Here is a 15,451-nt window from a genome sequence, read left to right on the forward strand (position 1 = left end):
GCAAAAATGCCGGTCAGCGCTTCGCGTTGGAGGCGGTATTGACCCCAGTCAACGGTGGCGCCCCGTTGACTGCTGGTCAGCTCGGCGATCTCTTCGATAGGAATTACTGATCGCCGGAGGATGCCCTGGACGACCAGGGAGTCCTCGTACAACGTGACCCGTGGTCCGAACGTGCATCCCGCGACAAACAGCAGAGCGATGGCGAACGGCCACACCGAGCGCAGGTCGATCACGAGCAGCCCGACCGCCGCGGAAATCGCGATGACCGCCAGGGGTGCGGAGTACCAGCGGGATGGTCGCCACGATGCAACCGCCGGCGTACGAGGCAATCGTGGTCGCCGCAACATCGCCTCACCCCCGCTCAACCTCATGCGCCGTAGACAGCGTGCCAGCAAGTATGCGGCGCTGAAGGACGTCGATCGGACGACCTTAGCGGCAGCCCCCGGTGGCTTGACGCCCTGCGCTAAGCGAATTATCGCCGTACGCCGATCGGCTGGCTCAGGCGTCGATGGCGCCGCTGATGCACTCACCGAAGAGGTCCCGCACGCTGATGCCGGCGGCCCGCGCCATCGTGACGATCACGCTGCTCGGCGCGAACGAGCAGTAGAGCCCCGCTTCCAGGAACCACGGTCGCCCGGCGGGATCGATCCGGAAGTCGAACAGGCCGTACTGCCGGCAGCCCAGTGCGCGGTAGGCGCGACGGGCCGCATCGTGGACCGGGCCGACCACCGGATCGTGCGGGTCGACGATCCACGCCCGGTCCGCCTGCTTGGCGACCAGCTCCAGTTCGCCGTCCCCTCCTCGGCGGAGCTTGTCCTCGGCAGTGCGGATCGGCGCGGTGCGCGCGTCCACGGCGTACTCCTCCAGGGGCAGACCCACCAACTCGCCGTCGCGCTCGATGATCCCGCAACGCACCTCTCGACCCAGGGGCACGAAGTCCTCCACCAGCGCAGCATCGCCCCATTGCCAGGCACGTTCGAGCGCTGCCGGCAGCCCGGATGCCGAGGTGACCAGCGACAAACCCCAGGAGTTGTCCGAGGATGCCGGCTTTACCACGACCGGCCAGCGGTCATGGGCCGCGAGAGTCTTGTCGCGACGTACGACGAATCCGTCCGGCACGGACACGCCCGCCTCGGCGACGACGGCGCGGGCGGCCGGCTTGTCGGCGCCCAGCGCCATCACCGCGGCCGGGTTGCCGATCATGGGTAGGCCCAGCAGCGGCGGGATCGAGCGGTAGTCGGTCATGCCGGCCGGGCAGAACAATTGCGGCACAATGACATCCGGTCGCCACTGACTGATCCGGACCAATGCGTCGGTGATCGGCAGCGAGCGCGCGCCCGACAGTTCGGCCGCCTCCAGCGACGCCGGAAAGCGCCACGACCCATCGGGTTGCACATCCGCGATCAACATCTCGTAGCGACCGGGATCTGCGACCGCGCGCAGACAGTCCGCGGCGTAGAGCCGCGACAGGTCCGCGAATTCTTCGTCGGTCGGCGATCCGGTCAGGTGCAGGACCCGCCGCATCAGTCGCCGGCCGCCTCGACCAGCTTGCCGATATTGAAGTCGATCCGGAGGAAACCATTGCCGGACAGCAGGTTTCGCCACAAGAGCAGCGGGATCTGGACGTGGTGCTCGATGAAGAACGGCCACGGATCGTGCATGGACAGGATCGCATCGTGGCCCTCGAGGATGATGCCCAACCGCTCGCGACGAGAGCCTTCGCCGCGGATCAGCCGCCACGCCTCGTGATACAGCCAGTACGTCGGCCGGGACGTCGAGGTCGGCACGATCGTTGCCCGCTGGTCATCCAGATAGGCACTCGCCAGGCCCGGGTGGTCGTAGAACATCGTGATGGCCGAGTGCGTGCGTGGGTTGCACTCGATCGGGTAGACGTGTCCGTCGGGGTCCTCGATGAAGTCGAAGCTGTACTGTCCGGTCAGCCTGAGCCGGCCGACGAACGTGCGCACCCAGTCCTCGATCGCCGGCTTGTCCTCGTGCCGGTAGTTCACCTGGAACGACGAGGACGGGCAGCAGGCGAACACCTGGAGTCTGCCGTCACGGGCCGTGCCGTGGGTGCAGAACTCGGTCCCCTCGACGTACTGCTGCATCACCCACGGATGGTCCTCGTCAATGGGCTTGCTCTCCGCGAATTCGTTTGTCTGCTGGCTGGTTTCGCGAGGCAACGGGGTGAGGTCCAGCCTGTTCACGGGGTCGTAGCCGATGCTCTTGAGCACGTACGGCGGGTGGCCGCCCGCGAAGTCGAACGCACCGACCTGCGCTGGCTGGGTCACCCGCACCGAATCCGGGACCGGCAGATCCAGGGTGTCGGCCAATGCGACGAACCGCTCCTTGTCGTCCAGCCGGGCGATCATATCGGCGTCCCCGTGCAGCACTTCGCAGTACGGTGCGAGCAGCGCCGCAGCCTGTGCATCGGGCACACTCGAGGCCGGGCTGCACACGGGCACATAGACGTCGACCTCTTCGGCCCGCACGATCCGCAGGAGTGCTGCGGCGTAGTCGGAGTCCTGCGGTTTCGGCACCGTGTGGAAGGCGTCGACCGCGCGGGAGAAGCGATGTCCGCTCCAGCGGTATTTGTCCTGCTCGACCAGCACGACGCGGTGACCGGCGGCGTGGAACGACCGGGCCAATTGCAGTGCCTTGGTCATCTTGCCCCCGCTGAGCAGAACGGTCAGCGGTGTCGCCGCGCGATCCATCACCGGCGGCGTTGTAACGAGGCCGCGCAGCCACCACGCAGCGGTCAGAGCGGCGTTCACCGGCAACGCGGACTGCAATAGCACGAGGGCACCCGCTGTCCGGGCGCGGGAAGTGAGCTGCGCGGGCACTCTCACGCGGCGTACCTCGCCACCATGCCCCGGTGCATGACCCGATCGCCGTGCACGCCGGAGTGGTCCGCCTTGTGCAGGACGCACCCGTTGTCCCACATCACCACGTCTCCCGGTCGCCACCGGTGACGCAGCACGTTGTGCGATGCCGTCGAGTGCTCGAACAACTCCTGGACGGCGGCCTGCGATTGCGCAGGGTCCATACCGCTGACCGCCACGCAGCGCTCCGGTGTCGACAGGTAAAGGCTGGTGCGACCGGAGATCGGGTGGACCCGGAAGACCGGGTGCTCCGCCTGCGTCTGATCACCGGCGTCCTGCGCGCTCACGCCGCTGACGCGGTGGGTGATGGTGCGTCCCGCGAGCAGCTCTCGCCGGTCGGCCGGGAGAGTGTCATAGGCCCGGTACTGGTTGGTGAAGAGGGTCTCGCCGCCGCGGTCGGGCACGTGCACGGTCCGCAGCGCCGTGTACGCCGGCGGTTCGGTCACGTAGCTGGTGTCCACGTGGAACACGCTGCGCGGCGGTGTCATCCGGGCCACGTTGGTGATGACATTGAGGTCGGGGAAGCCGTCGACGGGGGTCTCACCGGCGGTGAAGAGCAGATCTCCGAAGGAGCGCAGGAAGTGCAGGAAATTGTCGTCGTCGACCTGCTGGTCGCGCCACACCAGCACGCCGTGGTCGGCCAGTCGTGAGCGCAGCCCCGGCACGTCATCGTCGGCCATGGTGCGCAGATCGACCCCCTCGACTTTAGGCCGAGGGGCTGCAGATGGGTTTCGCGGACGATCACGTCGAGCCTTCGGAGATTCGCTGAATGAGGGTGATGCCGTCGCGAAGCGGTAGCAGCACCTGCCGGACGCGATCGTCGGCCGTGACCGCGTCGTTGAAGGCTCCGATCGCATGCGCGTTGGGCGTACTTCCTGGAGCGGTCCAGGGCAGACCTTGCATCAGGGTGTTGTCGACGACGATCAGACCGCCGGGTGCCAGGAGCGCGTCCAGGACGACGCTGAGGTAGTCGGCGTACCCGGCCTTGTCCGCATCGATGAAGACCAGGTCGAACCGCTGCCCGGCCCCGGCCAGCTCGCGGAGAGTGTCACCGGCCGGCCCGAGGCGGATCTCGATGCGGTCACCGTGGGTCGCCGCGCGGAACGATGCCGACGCCATCGCCGCGACCCGGGCGTCGACCTCGCAGGCGACCACCCGGCCACCGTCCGGCAGCGCCTGTGCCATGGCGAGCGCGGAGTACCCGGTGAACATTCCGACGTCCAGAACTCTCCGGGCTCCGGTGGCCGCGGTCAGGATCTGCAGGAATTGTCCTTCGACATGACCTGAGAGCATCTCCTGCTCCAACCCGGTCCCGGCGTGCGCAGTCCAGTCGTGGCGAGCGGTGGCGGCGGCGAGGTCCACCAGATTCCGGCCGGCGGGTGAGGTGTGCCGATCGACGTACGACTCCAATCCACCCGCCAGGCGGGTGAGCTCGGTGAGTTCGCCGGCCAACCCGGGCGCTTCGCACTCGGCCCGGACGGCCAGCGCCTCGAGCCGGTCGGCGAGCAGCCCGACCGGGGTCACCGGCCGGGCCTGCCCCGGGGCACTCACTGTGCTCATGTTTTGGACACGGCGCCGGACCCGACGAAGGCCTCGACACCGATCCCGTTGCGCGGATACCGGCCGCAGACGATGCGGTGCTCGTGCAACGCCGCAGCCAGCTCTTCGTCGGTCAGGTCGTTGACGAAGATGCAGTCACCGATCGGGTGCGGCATCGCGGCTCGCAGCAGCCCGTCGCGGGTCTGGATGATCGACCGCGTCGCGTCCCGCAACAGCCCGGCCGTCAGGTGCGGACTGTCGATCGACAGGCCGAGCCGGCTGAACAACCACAAGATGCGGTCGCGTTCGCTCTCCGCCACGTATCCCCGGAGCGCGGCGATGGTCGTGGACAGCGCCATGTCGACACTGATCGCGTGACCGTGGAAGTACGGCGGCTGCGGGGTCAGTTCGAGCGTAGGACTCCACGTGTGGCCGAACGCAATCACCCGATCCAGCTGCAGCTCATGCAGATTCGGTACCTCGAGCTCCAACATGGTGCGGATCGCCTCGTAGGTCACGGTGTCGGCGATCCGCCGCAACTCCGGACTGCCGTCCACCCGGGCGAACCGGGTGTCCAGCAGGTCCTCGCCGTATTTCTCCATCAGCTCGAAGATGGCCGCGTTGCCGACGGTCGCGATCTTGATGATCTCTGCCATCCCGTTGCGGATCTGATCCGTCGGCAGGGTGCCCAGGAAGTCGAAGTCCAGGATGACCTGCTGGCTGGCGTGGAACGCGCCCAACCGGTTCTTGGCGTGGCCGTGGTTGACCGCCACCTTGATGGCCACGCTGGCGTCGATGAGTCCGATCAACGTGGTGGGGATGCGCACGTAGTTGGTCGACCGGCGGAACATCGAGCAGGCAAAACCGGCTACGTCCGTTGACAATCCGCCACCGACCACGAGCACCGGCTCCTTGCGGACCAGTCCGAAGGCACCCATGGCATCGACGATCCGCTCGGCGGTGCGCATCGTCTTGCCGGTCTCGTCGATGGACAGCACGAAGGTGGTCAGCGCGATGCCGTGAGCGGCGAAGTAGGAGCGCATGCGGTCGCCGTAGATGCGCTCCACCTCGTCGTCGACGACGGCCAGGCAACGTGACCACGGCTGGAAGATCTCCGCCAGGTGCGGCTGCTCAGGAGCGAAGACGCTGTCGACGATGCTCAGCGAGTAGTCGATCCGCTCGACGGCCGCAACCCGGAACGTCGAGTCCGACACCGTCAGGACGGTGTCGGGGGATGTCGCGCTCATGCGTCGAACGAGACGCCGAGGTCCGCCGGCACCAGCACGTCGATCGTCTCGACTGCGCCGAAATCATGCTCGCGAGTGTTCTCGTTGGGGAACGCGAACACGCTCACCCCCGCGGCTCTCGCCGCGGCGACACCACCGACGTTGTCCTCGACGGCGACCGCGGCGGCGGGATCCTCGCCCAGGGTTTCGAGCGCGTATTCGTAGGCGGCGGGGTCGGGTTTGCCCTCGGAGACGCTGCCACTGTCGACGATCACATCGAAGTCGTCAGCGGTGAGCTCTCCGCCCAGGCCGTCGAACAGCGCATCGAGATTCTCGCGCGCCGTCGTGGTGACCAGGGCCACCCGCCAGCCGGCTTCTCGGGCAGCGCGAACGGAATCCACGACGCCCGGCCGAGCGCGGACACCATCGGCCAGCGCGCCCTGGAAGAGCGACGATTTCGTGGCGTGCACCGCACCGGCGTCCACGCTGTCACCGTGGTCGGCGGCGTACTGCGAGATCCGCTGCTTCCCCCGTTGCCAGTCAGGAGGTCGCGGTAACTCGCCTGGTCCCAGTGCCAATCGAGACCGTGCTCGCCGAACGCCTGGTTGAACGAATCCCGTTGCAATTCAGAGGTATCGGCGATAGTGCTGATGGAACCAAGCAGGAGACTTGGCATTGTGTGGTGCCCTTTCGTCGACCCGCGCAGGATGCGCGGGTGGTGTCGGGGCGGGGTGGGATGTCGTGAATCTACCGAGCCGGTTTTCGACCCGTACATCCCCCGGCGGGTGGTGTGAGCTGCGGCACGGCGCCCCTCACGTGAGGCGGGGCGGGTAGGGCAGCGGTGAAACACTGATGGTCATGCAGATCGATGCCGACAAGGTCAGTGTGGACGGACCGCATGGCGTTCTCCTGGAGCCGACCAGCCTGACGCTCGAGTCCGGTGAGGTCACGGTGGTGGCGGGCATTCCGGGTGCGGGCCACACCGCGCTCTCCTGGTGCTGTCGGGCCGGATGGCGCCGGACCGAGGCCGGGTCCTGGTGGACGGACGGTCGGACAATCACCGGTTGCGCCGGATCACCGCCCTGGTGGACGTGCCCGAGGTGTGCGACCCCGACGAAGTGCTGCCGCTCAAGACCGTCGTCGGAGAGGAGCTGGCGATCGCCCAGCTGCCGGCCGGGCGCTCCGGCGTGACGCATTGGCTGCACGAACACGACGCCGACGAGCTGCGCAACACCCGGATCGAGCACCTGTCCGGGCAGTTCCGGATCGAGATGCTGACCGAGATGGCGACGCATCGCCCGGGTATCGAAGCGTTGGTGGTGTGCTGCCCGGATCGGTACGGCACGACGTACGACCAAGCACTGACGGTCGCTCAAGCGGCTGCCGCCGAGGGGATGGCGGTCTGTTTGCAACTGACGAGTCCCACGGTCCGCTCCCATGAAGGCCTGGTCTGGATCGGCGGGGTGGCGGCATGAAGGCATTCCGGATGGCGCTGAGCGAGTGGCGCCGACTGACCTCCGGTAAGTGGCCGACCCTGGCGGTCGTCGCGATCATGATGATCCCGACGCTGTACGCCGGGTTGTACCTCTGGGCCAACCGAGACCCCTACGGCGCGCTGAGCCAGGTCAAAGCCGCGGTCGTCGTACAGGATCAACCGGCGAAGTCGCAGAACAGCGGCACGATCCATGTCGGCCCGCAGATCGCGCAGAACCTGAAGGGCGACGGTTCGTTCGACTGGCAGGAGGTCGACGCCGACACGGCGGCCCGGGGAGTCAGCGACGGCTCGTACGTCTTCTCGCTCACCATTCCCAAGAACTTCTCGGCCGCGCTGGCGTCTACCGCCGACTTCAACCCGACCCGGGCCCCGTTGATCCTGACCACCAATGAGGCCAACAACTACCTGTCCTCGACCATCGCCGACCAGGTGCTGAGCAGGGTCACCCGATCGATCGAGCAGAACGTGAGTGAACAGGCAGCCAGCAGCTTCCTGCTGGGCTTCTCGACCATCCACCAGCAGATCAAGAAGGCCGGCGAGGGGGCCGATCAACTGCACACGGGGCTGCTCTCGGCTCAGAGCGGGGCCGGCAAACTCGTCTCCGGAGCCGATCAGCTCAAGACCGGCACGGACACCCTGGTCGACGGCACGGGCAAGCTGGTGACCGGGTCGGGTCAGCTGGTGACGGGGACCGGTCAGTTGGTCACCGGCAGCGGACAGTTGGCCGACGGCACCAGCACGTTGTCCAGTGGCGCCGACCGGCTCGCGACCGCCGAGGACCAGTTGCTCAGCGGGCAGAAGACGCTCAACACCGGGATCGGCACCGCCCGGACCGGTGCCACCGATTTGCACACAGGTGCCGTCAAACTCGCGAGCGGCGCCGACCAGGTCGCAGCCGGCAACCAGCAGATCGCCGACATCGGCGACAAGATCGCCGGCGCCTCGCAAACCGCGCACGGTCAGTTGGACACGATCCGCGCCGATCTGGTCGAGAAGCTCAAGGCCTCGGGCCTACCCGAAGCGACGCAGCAGGAGATCCTGGCCAAACTGGACGAAGTCCGCAAACCGCTGGACGACCTGAACACCAAGGTCCAGCAGGACAAAGGACAGCTGGACACGCTCGCGAGCGGTTCGAAACAGGTTGCGACGGGAGCCCACCAGCTGGTCGACGGCTCCCAGAAACTGGTCGACGGGCTCGGCACCGCGCAGAGCGGCAGCAACCGACTGGTCTCCGGCCAGCAACAGGCAAGGGATGGCGCCTACCAGCTCAAGGACGGCGCGGCGAAGGCCAACTCGGGTGCGCAACAACTGCATTCGGGTGCGCAGCAGGTCGACGGCGGGGCGCGCCAGTTGCAGACCGGCATCGGCCAGGCGGACAGCGGCGCCCGCAAACTACAGACCGGTGCCGGGCAACTGGCCACCGGCGCGCGCGATCTGCAGAAGGGGCTCGGCTCGGCCGTGACCGGGTCGAAGCAACTGGCTGACGGGCTGAGGGAGGGCCTGGGGTCCATCCCCGACCTCGATCAGGACGGTCGCAACGCGACGGCCAGCACGATCGCTTCGCCGATCAAGACCCAGGATGTCGCCGAAGCCGAGGCCGGATCGTACGGCGCGGGGCTGGCCCCGTTCTTCTGCTGTATCGGCGCGTGGGTGGGCGCCTACGTGATGTTCCTGCTGGTGCGGCCCTTGTCGCGGCGAGCCATCGCCGCCCGGCAGGGCCCGGGCCGCACGGCGCTCGCCGGATGGCTCACGCCGGCGGCGATCGCCGTGGCACAGGTGCTGGTGATGTTGACCATCGTGGTGCGGGTCGTGGACATCAGCGTGCTGGAGAGCATCCCGGTGCTGCTGTTCCTCGGGCTGACCGCGGTCACCTTCGTGGCGATCGTGCACACACTCAATGCGTGGCTCGGCCCGGTCGGCCAGCTGCTCGGTCTGGTGTTGTTGGTGCTGCAACTGGCTTCCGCCGGTGGCACGTTCCCGTGGCAGACCCTGCCTCCGGCGTTGCAGGTCGTCCATCACGTGCTGCCGATGAGTTACGCCGTGGACGGGCTGCGCCACCTGATGTACGGCGCGCCGGTCAGTGAGGTGCGCACCGACGTACTCGTATTGGCCGGTTACCTGATCGGCAGCCTGGCGCTCACGGCGGCGGCCGCCTACCGGCGCCGGATCTGGAAGGTCGCGGATATCAAGCCGGAGATCGCTCTGTAACGGATCGGTCACTTCCCCCGTAGGGGCGTGGTGGGCCCGTCGGGCGAGCGCATAGGTTCGCAATTGGTACGGCTGTGCCACACACCTACGGATGGGACCGGCAGTGCACGACTCGGCGGACAACGCGGCGACCGTGTTGCAGGGTCGCGACGAGATCTTCGACGCCATTCTGGGTTTGGATGCCGACACGATGCGGGAACTCATCCTGGGATTCCAGAGCAGTGGCGGCACCGACCTCGTGGTCGCCGATGTGCTCATTCCGGTGCTGCGGCGGGTCGGCGACATGTGGGCAAGCGGTCAGTTGAGCGTTCTGCACGAGCACCATGCCTCGCGCATCATCCGTTCGGTCATGGCCGACTTCCGTCGCCCGGCGATCCGCAGCCAGGTGCAGACGCCGGTCGTGATGTCCTGCCCGCCCGGTGAGCTGCACGACCTGCCCAGTCATCTGTTCTCACTGATGCTGCTGGAGCGTGGGCTCACCCCGGTGGTCCTGGGCGCCGATACACCGTGGAAGGCGACCGCCGCCGCGGTGCGCTCGTGCTCGGCCAAGGCCTGCGTCCTGTCGGGGATGAAGCCCGCCGGCCTGCGGCACCGGTCCGCCGTGGTGAAGCTGCTGGCGCACTCGGCGCCGGTACTGGTGGCCGGTCCGCTGGGCGACCGTACGTCGATCCCCGGCGTCAGCGCGCTCTCCGCCGACTGGCGGGTGGCGGGCGACCAGGTGCTCGCCGCGGCAACCGAGCTCCCCATACCGATCGACGTCGGTGCTTCCTGACGTCGGTGCCTAGCAGCCGGCCGGGCCTCTCAACCCGCCAGGAAACGATCGGCGGTCCGTAGCGCCAGGGCCATCGTGATCAGTCCCGGGTTGGCGCTGAGCGAACTGGGGAAAACTGAGTTGTCGCAGATCCACAGGTTCGGCACGTCGTGACTTCGCAGGTCGCCGTCGACGACGCCCTCGGCCGGGTCGTCGCTGGTGCGACAGGTCCCGAGGGTGTGCGCGGTGCGCGCGAGCACCCGCAGGTGGTGTCCGCCGGCCGCCTCCATGATCCGGGTCATGGTCTGCGTCGCGTGGCCGTCGATGGCCTGTTCGTTGGGCCCGGCGCTGAAGCTGACGCAGGCCCGCGGGACGCCGAATTCATCGGTCTCGTCGGCTAGTTCGAGTCGGTTGCGATCCGAAGGCAGGCACTCGCCGTTGATCCCGATACCCGCCGTGAACCGGCTGTGCTCCAACGCCGTCATCAGTTCCTCACCCCACAGGCCGCCGCCGCGCACCAAGGACGTCGCGTACGTCGCGGGCATCACCCCCAGTGACTGGATCAGGTACCCGCCGGCGAAGTCGGCATCCGGGGGTCGGACGAAATCCTCGGTGATCAGTGCGGAGGGATAACCGCGGTAGTTGCGGATCGGCGCGTCGAACTGCGCCCACACCTGGGTGCCGCCGTGGGCCAGGAAGTTGCGCCCGACCATCCCGCTGCTGTTGGCCAGGCCGGTGTGCAGGAGCAGCCGGGGGTTTCGATCCCGCCGGCGCACAGGAACAGGGTGCGGCAGCGCTGCCGCTGGGTGCGGCCGTCGTGCTGGTAGATCACCGCAGCCACACGGCCCTGAGCATCGAGCTCGATGCCGGTGACCATCGAATCCGACCGGATCTCAGCACCGCTTGCGATCGCGGCCGGCAGATAGGTGGTGTCCATCGAACCCTTGGCGGTGAACCGGCAGCCTTGGTGGCATTGTCCGCAGTTCACGCAGGTGTGCCGCTGCCCGAAGCCGGGTTGCGTGCGCGCTGCGGACAGCACGGCAGCCGGGGCGTCCGTGGCGGTGATGCCCAGCGCCTCGCATCCTGCCGCGACCAACCGGGCCGGACCGTTGCGGGCGACCGGCGCCTGGTCGTAGACCCGGTCCGGATCCCACGGGTACGGCGTCGGGCCGCTCACGCCGATGTCGCGTTCGGCCTGCCGCAGATATCCGGTCATCTCCTGCGGGTCCACCGGCCAGTCGCAACCTTCGCCGGTGGTCTGGCGCAGCCGTAGATCGCGCGGGTCGGGCCGGGGCGTGAAGGCTCCCCAGTGCAGGGTCGAGCCGCCGACACCGCGGCCGCTGTTGTTGGGACCGAACGCGGTCGGGTCGTCGCCGCCGGACAGTCGCTCGGACATCCAGTTGATCTTCGCGGCGTCCGCCTCGTCGGCGCTGAAGTCGGTGACCTCGAAATTCGGGCCCGCTTCGATCGCAACGACGTCCAGTCCTCTGGCAGCCAGCGTCGCCAGGATGGGCGCACCGCCCGCACCGGTGCCCACGATGACGGCGTCGACCTCGGCGGAGCGTGCGAACCGCCGCATCCCGTCCAGCTTCACAGCGCTGTCCCCAACTCACTCGGTTCCCACGCGTCGCGCTCCCCGGGGCCGATGAGATGGAAGCCTCGACCGACCGTGGCGATGGAGCCGGCGGCGAATCCGTCGTAACCGATCCGGGCCATCGAGGCCGGATGGCCGAGCCACTGGCGGACCAGGTCGACGCGAGCGTCCTCGAACCACGCATCGTCGATGAGAGCTTCGACGGTTCCCCGGTCGATCTGGGTGTCGGCGAGATGATCCAGCCCTGCCTGGTAGGCCTGCGGGTCGGCGGGCTGCCCGTTCGGCCGCCATCCGTCGCCCTCGCCCCGGGCCAACTGGGCATCGACCCGTGCGGCAACATCGATCGCCGGACCGGACTGCGGGACAACGACGTCCGCGAGGAGCCGGAGGGTGGTCAGTTGCTGCGGGGACAGGACGCTGGGTGCGTACGCCGGGTCGTCGGGGATCGCTCGCAGCGCCAACGATCGGCGTACGGCGGGGATGGTCCGCTCGGAGGCGAGCAGCGCGCACCACTGGTCGGGCACTTCGGGGGCGCTCCGGACCCGGGTCCGGATGAAGTCCAGGACGCGGGAGAGCAGGAACGCCGGCTGTTCCAGGGCGATCAGGTGGCCGCAGTCCGGGACCGTCACGTACGACGCCCGCGGATAAGTGCCTGCGTGCAACCCGGGCTGGGCGCCCGCTCCCAGGTCTTCATCCTGGTCCCCGCCGAGGATCAGCGCCGGCAACGGAAGGGTCCCGACCTGCTCGGAGATGTCCTCCTTCGAGCCGGTGGTCAGCCACTGTTGCCAGGCGTTGGCGGGGCACCCCGTGACAGAGTCCAGGACTCGTTGCCGGTCGGCGGACGGTAGGGGTGCTGCGACGTTCTGGGCGATGAACTCCGCGGCGGAGGAGGAACCGATGGAACCGTCGGCAGCCCAGTCCAGCATGGTGTCCCGGCGGTCCTCATCCATCGGCTCCGGGGTCGGCGGAGAGGGAGCCAGGAGCACGGTCCCGAGCAGCCCGAAGAGTCCGATCTGCCCCGAAAGTGTCCGCGCGGCAACAGAACTGGCGATCTTGCCGCCCATACTGTGTCCAATAAGGATCCACTGACCGCGCACCTCGGCAGCGATCCGAGCGATCACCGATGACGTGAGATCGTGGACCGAGCCGGCATCGCGCAGATCCAGCGCGAGCAGGTCGATGTCCTGGGATCGCAGGCCGACGGCGAGCTGGTCGAAGTAGTGCGCGTCAAGTCCGAGGCCGGGTAGCGCGACGGCGGTCAGGCGGCTCAGGGGGTCACCATCCCGCCGTTGACGTTCAGCGTCTCCCCGGATACGTAGCTGGATTCGGCGGACGCAAGGAATACGAATGCGGGCGCGATCTCCGCCGGCTGCCCGGCCCGCCGATAGGTGCTCTCGTCGTCGAAGTGCACCATTTGGTCATCCGAGACGCCATCGGAGACCTGGAGGGCGGTCCAGGTCGGCCCGGGCGCCACGACGTTGACGCGGATGCCCTTGGGGGCCAGTTGTTGGGCCAGGCCCTTGGCGAAGTTGTTGATCGCCGCTTTCGATGCCGCGTAGTCCAGTCGGTCCGGTGCGGGTTTGTACGCCTCGAGCGATGCGGTGGCAATGATGCTGGCCCCGGCCGGAAGGTGTGGCAGAGCGGCCTTGACGAGCCGGAAGAAAGCGAACAGGTTGGTCTGAAAGGTCAGTTCGAACTGCTCATCGGGCAGGTCGAGCACGGATTCGACGGCTGTCTGCTTGCCGGCATTGCTGACCAGGATGTCAAGCCCGCCGAGCGCATCGAGGGCCTCGGACACAGCCCGTTGGCAGTCGGGCGCATGGGCGAGGTCCGCGACGATGGCGTGACCGGTGCAACCGGCGTTGGTGATCTCGGTCAGTACGTGCGCGGCGTCGTCCTCTTCTCCCGCGCGGTACACGATGGCCACGTCGGCTCCTTCGCGGGCGAAGGCGATGGCCGTCGCGCCGCCGATGCCGGAGTCACCGCCGGTGATCAGAGCTTTACGGCCGCGTAGCCGGCCGGTGCCGCGGTAGGTCTTCTCGCCCAGATCGGGAACCGGCGACATCTTGTCCTGGACCGCAGGCTCGTCCTGGTGCTGCAGCGGCGGCTCCACCCGGGAGTAACGCTCGAGGGGGTTGTCGAAGGTCAGTTGATCGGCGGGCACATAGTCACGCTAGGGCCACATCCGGCTGTCCCACCCGTGCTGGTGTAGCCCATCGGGTGAGAGTTGTTAGCGTCGAATCATGACCACGATCGAGAAGACGAACAATCGCAAAGCACCCGGAGGTGTGGGTGCCAAGCGCACGAAGGAAGAGAACGCCGAGACCGGTTTCGCGGCATCGGCGGCTTTGACGAAGAACATGCAGAAAGTCCTGGTGGACCTGATCGAATTGTCCCTTCAGGGCAAGCAGGCGCACTGGAACGTCGTCGGCACCAACTTCCGCGACACCCACCTTCAGCTGGACGAGATCATCGACGCCGCCCGCGAATTCGGTGACACGATTGCCGAGCGGATGCGGGCGCTGCACGCGCTGCCCGACGGTCGCAGCGACATCGTGGCGCAGTCCACGACGCTGCCGGAATTCCCGCAGGGTGAGGTCCTCACCACCGACGTGATCGACCTCATGACCGAGCGCATCGACGATGTCGCGCACACGTGCCGCGACGTGCATGACGCGGTCGACGAGGAGGACCCGACGACCGCGGACATCCTGCACAGCATTCTCGAGCGGCTGGAGCAGCTGTCCTGGATGGTGTCCGCGGAGAACCGCGTGCCCAAGAAGAACTGAGCCCTGGCGCACCAACGCCCGCCCGGTCCGCGTGACCGGGCGGGCGTCGTACGTGCGGGATCAGGGGGTCGGCATCCCGCCGTTGACGCTGAGCGTCTCGCCCGCGACGTAGCTGGACTCAGGGGAGGCGAGGAAGACGTACGCCGGGGCCAGCTCCGCGGGTTGACCGGCCCGGCCGATCGGTGACTCGGAGCCGAAATCCTTCAGCTTCTCCTGGGGCTGGCCGCCCGCCGGCTGCAACGGGGTCCACACCGGTCCCGGAGCGACCGCATTGACGCGGATGCCCTTAGGGGCGAGTTGCTGGGCCAGCGCCTTGGTGAAGGTGTTGATCGCTGCCTTGGTCGAGGCGTAGTCGACCAGGATTGCCGCAGGTGAATACGCCTGCACGGACGTCGAATTGATGATCGTCGACCCGGGCTTCAGGTGCGGGAGCGCGGCCTTGGTGATGTAGAACATCGCATAGACGTTGGTCTTGAACGTGGCGTCGAACTCCTCGTCGGACAACGTCGTCAGGTCCTCGTTGAACTGCTGCTTGCCGGCGTTGTTGACCAGGATGTCCAACCCGCCGAGCGCGTCGACCGCATCGGAGACCAACGACTTGCAGAACGCCGCGTCGGTCAGATCCCCGGGGAAGGTGTACGCCGAGACACCCGCGTCGCGGATCAGTCCGGCGATGCGCTGGGCGTCCTCTTCCTCCTCGGGCAGATAGCTGATGGCGACGTCGGCACCTTCGCGGGCGAAGGCGATGGCGGTCGCCCCGCCGATACCGGAGTCACCGCCGGTGATCAGCGCTTTGCGGCCCGTCAAGCGGCCGGTGCCGCGATAGGTCTCCTCGCCCAGGTCGGCAGCGGGAGTCATCTCGGCGTCGGTGCCGGGACCGTCCAGCTTCTGCGCCTGGGGCTCGTTGTCCTGGTACATCGTGGTGGGGTCGGTGAGGGTGTATTGATCGCGGGTCATGGTTTTCCTT

At 67.7% G+C, this 15,451-nt stretch carries 15 protein-coding genes; 4 read left to right on the forward strand and 11 right to left on the reverse strand.

The window, feature by feature from the left end:
• Positions 1-498: 498 nt before the first annotated feature.
• From ACFQBT_RS01930 to ACFQBT_RS01955, 6 genes are read right to left on the reverse strand one after another with little or no spacing between them, the layout of a single operon-like run.
• Positions 499-1,524 carry a D-alanine--D-alanine ligase family protein gene (locus ACFQBT_RS01930; protein WP_377820141.1) on the reverse strand — a complete coding sequence of 342 codons (1,026 nt, stop codon included), beginning with the start codon at positions 1,522-1,524 and terminating at the stop codon, positions 499-501.
• Positions 1,524-2,849: an ATP-grasp domain-containing protein gene (locus ACFQBT_RS01935; RefSeq protein ID WP_377820142.1), complete on the reverse strand. Its 1,326-nt coding sequence runs from the start codon at positions 2,847-2,849 to the stop codon at positions 1,524-1,526. The genes ACFQBT_RS01930 and ACFQBT_RS01935 overlap by 1 nt, the downstream gene beginning before the upstream one ends.
• Positions 2,846-3,739 carry a TauD/TfdA dioxygenase family protein gene (locus tag ACFQBT_RS01940; protein WP_377820143.1) on the reverse strand — a complete coding sequence of 298 codons (894 nt, stop codon included), beginning with the start codon at positions 3,737-3,739 and terminating at the stop codon, positions 2,846-2,848. Before ACFQBT_RS01940 ends, ACFQBT_RS01935 begins: the two co-directional genes overlap by 4 nt.
• On the reverse strand, positions 3,624-4,442 hold the full coding sequence (locus ACFQBT_RS01945) for an O-methyltransferase (RefSeq protein WP_377820144.1): 819 nt from the start codon (positions 4,440-4,442) through the stop codon (positions 3,624-3,626). The genes ACFQBT_RS01940 and ACFQBT_RS01945 overlap by 116 nt, the downstream gene beginning before the upstream one ends.
• Positions 4,439-5,668: a sedoheptulose 7-phosphate cyclase gene (locus ACFQBT_RS01950; RefSeq protein WP_377820145.1), complete on the reverse strand. Its 1,230-nt coding sequence runs from the start codon at positions 5,666-5,668 to the stop codon at positions 4,439-4,441. Before ACFQBT_RS01950 ends, ACFQBT_RS01945 begins: the two co-directional genes overlap by 4 nt.
• Positions 5,665-6,225, reverse strand: a complete 561-nt coding sequence (locus tag ACFQBT_RS01955; protein WP_377820146.1) for an HAD family hydrolase — start codon at positions 6,223-6,225, stop codon at positions 5,665-5,667. The genes ACFQBT_RS01950 and ACFQBT_RS01955 overlap by 4 nt, the downstream gene beginning before the upstream one ends.
• A 432-nt stretch (positions 6,226-6,657) precedes the next feature.
• Between ACFQBT_RS01955 and ACFQBT_RS01960 the strand changes: the two genes are divergently transcribed.
• The 3 genes from ACFQBT_RS01960 to ACFQBT_RS01970 all read left to right on the forward strand — a co-directional run bounded on the left by ACFQBT_RS01960 (position 6,658) and on the right by ACFQBT_RS01970 (position 10,122).
• Positions 6,658-7,122: a hypothetical protein gene (locus ACFQBT_RS01960; protein WP_377820147.1), complete on the forward strand. Its 465-nt coding sequence runs from the start codon at positions 6,658-6,660 to the stop codon at positions 7,120-7,122.
• Positions 7,119-9,350 (forward strand): YhgE/Pip family protein, encoded by a 2,232-nt coding sequence (locus ACFQBT_RS01965; protein WP_377820148.1) that lies wholly within the window; start codon positions 7,119-7,121, stop codon positions 9,348-9,350. The genes ACFQBT_RS01960 and ACFQBT_RS01965 overlap by 4 nt, the downstream gene beginning before the upstream one ends.
• A 91-nt stretch (positions 9,351-9,441) precedes the next feature.
• Positions 9,442-10,122 (forward strand): cobalamin B12-binding domain-containing protein, encoded by a 681-nt coding sequence (locus ACFQBT_RS01970; RefSeq protein WP_377820149.1) that lies wholly within the window; start codon positions 9,442-9,444, stop codon positions 10,120-10,122.
• A 29-nt stretch (positions 10,123-10,151) separates the two neighbouring features.
• On the opposite strand, the gene ACFQBT_RS01975 is transcribed toward ACFQBT_RS01970, so the two are convergent.
• The 4 genes from ACFQBT_RS01975 to ACFQBT_RS01990 are packed head-to-tail and all read right to left on the reverse strand — an operon-like array spanning position 10,152 to position 13,859.
• Positions 10,152-10,814 (reverse strand): GMC oxidoreductase, encoded by a 663-nt coding sequence (locus ACFQBT_RS01975; RefSeq protein ID WP_377820150.1) that lies wholly within the window; start codon positions 10,812-10,814, stop codon positions 10,152-10,154.
• Positions 10,718-11,680, reverse strand: coding sequence for a GMC family oxidoreductase N-terminal domain-containing protein (locus ACFQBT_RS01980; RefSeq protein WP_377820151.1), 963 nt, complete (start codon positions 11,678-11,680; stop codon positions 10,718-10,720). The genes ACFQBT_RS01975 and ACFQBT_RS01980 overlap by 97 nt, the downstream gene beginning before the upstream one ends.
• Before the next feature lie 11 nt (positions 11,681-11,691).
• The gene (locus ACFQBT_RS01985; protein ID WP_377825309.1) at positions 11,692-13,044 is read right to left on the reverse strand and encodes an alpha/beta fold hydrolase; all 1,353 of its coding nucleotides are present in this window, start codon (positions 13,042-13,044) and stop codon (positions 11,692-11,694) included.
• Positions 12,963-13,859: an SDR family oxidoreductase gene (locus ACFQBT_RS01990; RefSeq protein WP_377820152.1), complete on the reverse strand. Its 897-nt coding sequence runs from the start codon at positions 13,857-13,859 to the stop codon at positions 12,963-12,965. Before ACFQBT_RS01990 ends, ACFQBT_RS01985 begins: the two co-directional genes overlap by 82 nt.
• Positions 13,860-13,938: 79 nt before the next feature.
• Between ACFQBT_RS01990 and ACFQBT_RS01995 the strand changes: the two genes are divergently transcribed.
• Positions 13,939-14,484 (forward strand): Dps family protein, encoded by a 546-nt coding sequence (locus ACFQBT_RS01995; protein ID WP_377820153.1) that lies wholly within the window; start codon positions 13,939-13,941, stop codon positions 14,482-14,484.
• 60 nt (positions 14,485-14,544) lie between these two features.
• Here the strand turns inward: ACFQBT_RS01995 and ACFQBT_RS02000 are convergent, their stop codons facing one another.
• Positions 14,545-15,441 (reverse strand): SDR family oxidoreductase, encoded by an 897-nt coding sequence (locus ACFQBT_RS02000; protein WP_377820154.1) that lies wholly within the window; start codon positions 15,439-15,441, stop codon positions 14,545-14,547.
• Between the last annotated feature and the right edge of the window lie 10 nt (positions 15,442-15,451).

This window comes from Branchiibius cervicis, assembly GCF_042661605.1.
GTDB lineage: Bacteria > Actinomycetota > Actinomycetes > Actinomycetales > Dermatophilaceae > Branchiibius > Branchiibius cervicis.

What these genes read in the sequence shown, in the direction of transcription:
- ACFQBT_RS01930 (WP_377820141.1), bottom strand. Translation starts at nt 1,524, where the DNA reads ATGCGGCGGGTCCTGCACCTGACCGGATCGCCGACCGACGAAGAATTC.
- ACFQBT_RS01940 (WP_377820143.1), bottom strand. Translation starts at nt 3,739, where the DNA reads ATGCGATCGGAGCCTTCAACGACGCGGTCACGGCCGACGATCGCGTCC.
- ACFQBT_RS01945 (WP_377820144.1), bottom strand. Translation starts at nt 4,442, where the DNA reads ATGAGCACAGTGAGTGCCCCGGGGCAGGCCCGGCCGGTGACCCCGGTC.
- ACFQBT_RS01950 (WP_377820145.1), bottom strand. Translation starts at nt 5,668, where the DNA reads ATGAGCGCGACATCCCCCGACACCGTCCTGACGGTGTCGGACTCGACG.
- ACFQBT_RS01960 (WP_377820147.1), top strand. Translation starts at nt 6,658, where the DNA reads ATGGCGCCGGACCGAGGCCGGGTCCTGGTGGACGGACGGTCGGACAAT.
- ACFQBT_RS01965 (WP_377820148.1), top strand. Translation starts at nt 7,119, where the DNA reads ATGAAGGCATTCCGGATGGCGCTGAGCGAGTGGCGCCGACTGACCTCC.
- ACFQBT_RS01970 (WP_377820149.1), top strand. Translation starts at nt 9,442, where the DNA reads ATGGGACCGGCAGTGCACGACTCGGCGGACAACGCGGCGACCGTGTTG.
- ACFQBT_RS01975 (WP_377820150.1), bottom strand. Translation starts at nt 10,814, where the DNA reads ATGGTCGGGCGCAACTTCCTGGCCCACGGCGGCACCCAGGTGTGGGCG.
- ACFQBT_RS01980 (WP_377820151.1), bottom strand. Translation starts at nt 11,680, where the DNA reads ATGCGGCGGTTCGCACGCTCCGCCGAGGTCGACGCCGTCATCGTGGGC.
- ACFQBT_RS01995 (WP_377820153.1), top strand. Translation starts at nt 13,939, where the DNA reads ATGACCACGATCGAGAAGACGAACAATCGCAAAGCACCCGGAGGTGTG.
- ACFQBT_RS02000 (WP_377820154.1), bottom strand. Translation starts at nt 15,441, where the DNA reads ATGACCCGCGATCAATACACCCTCACCGACCCCACCACGATGTACCAG.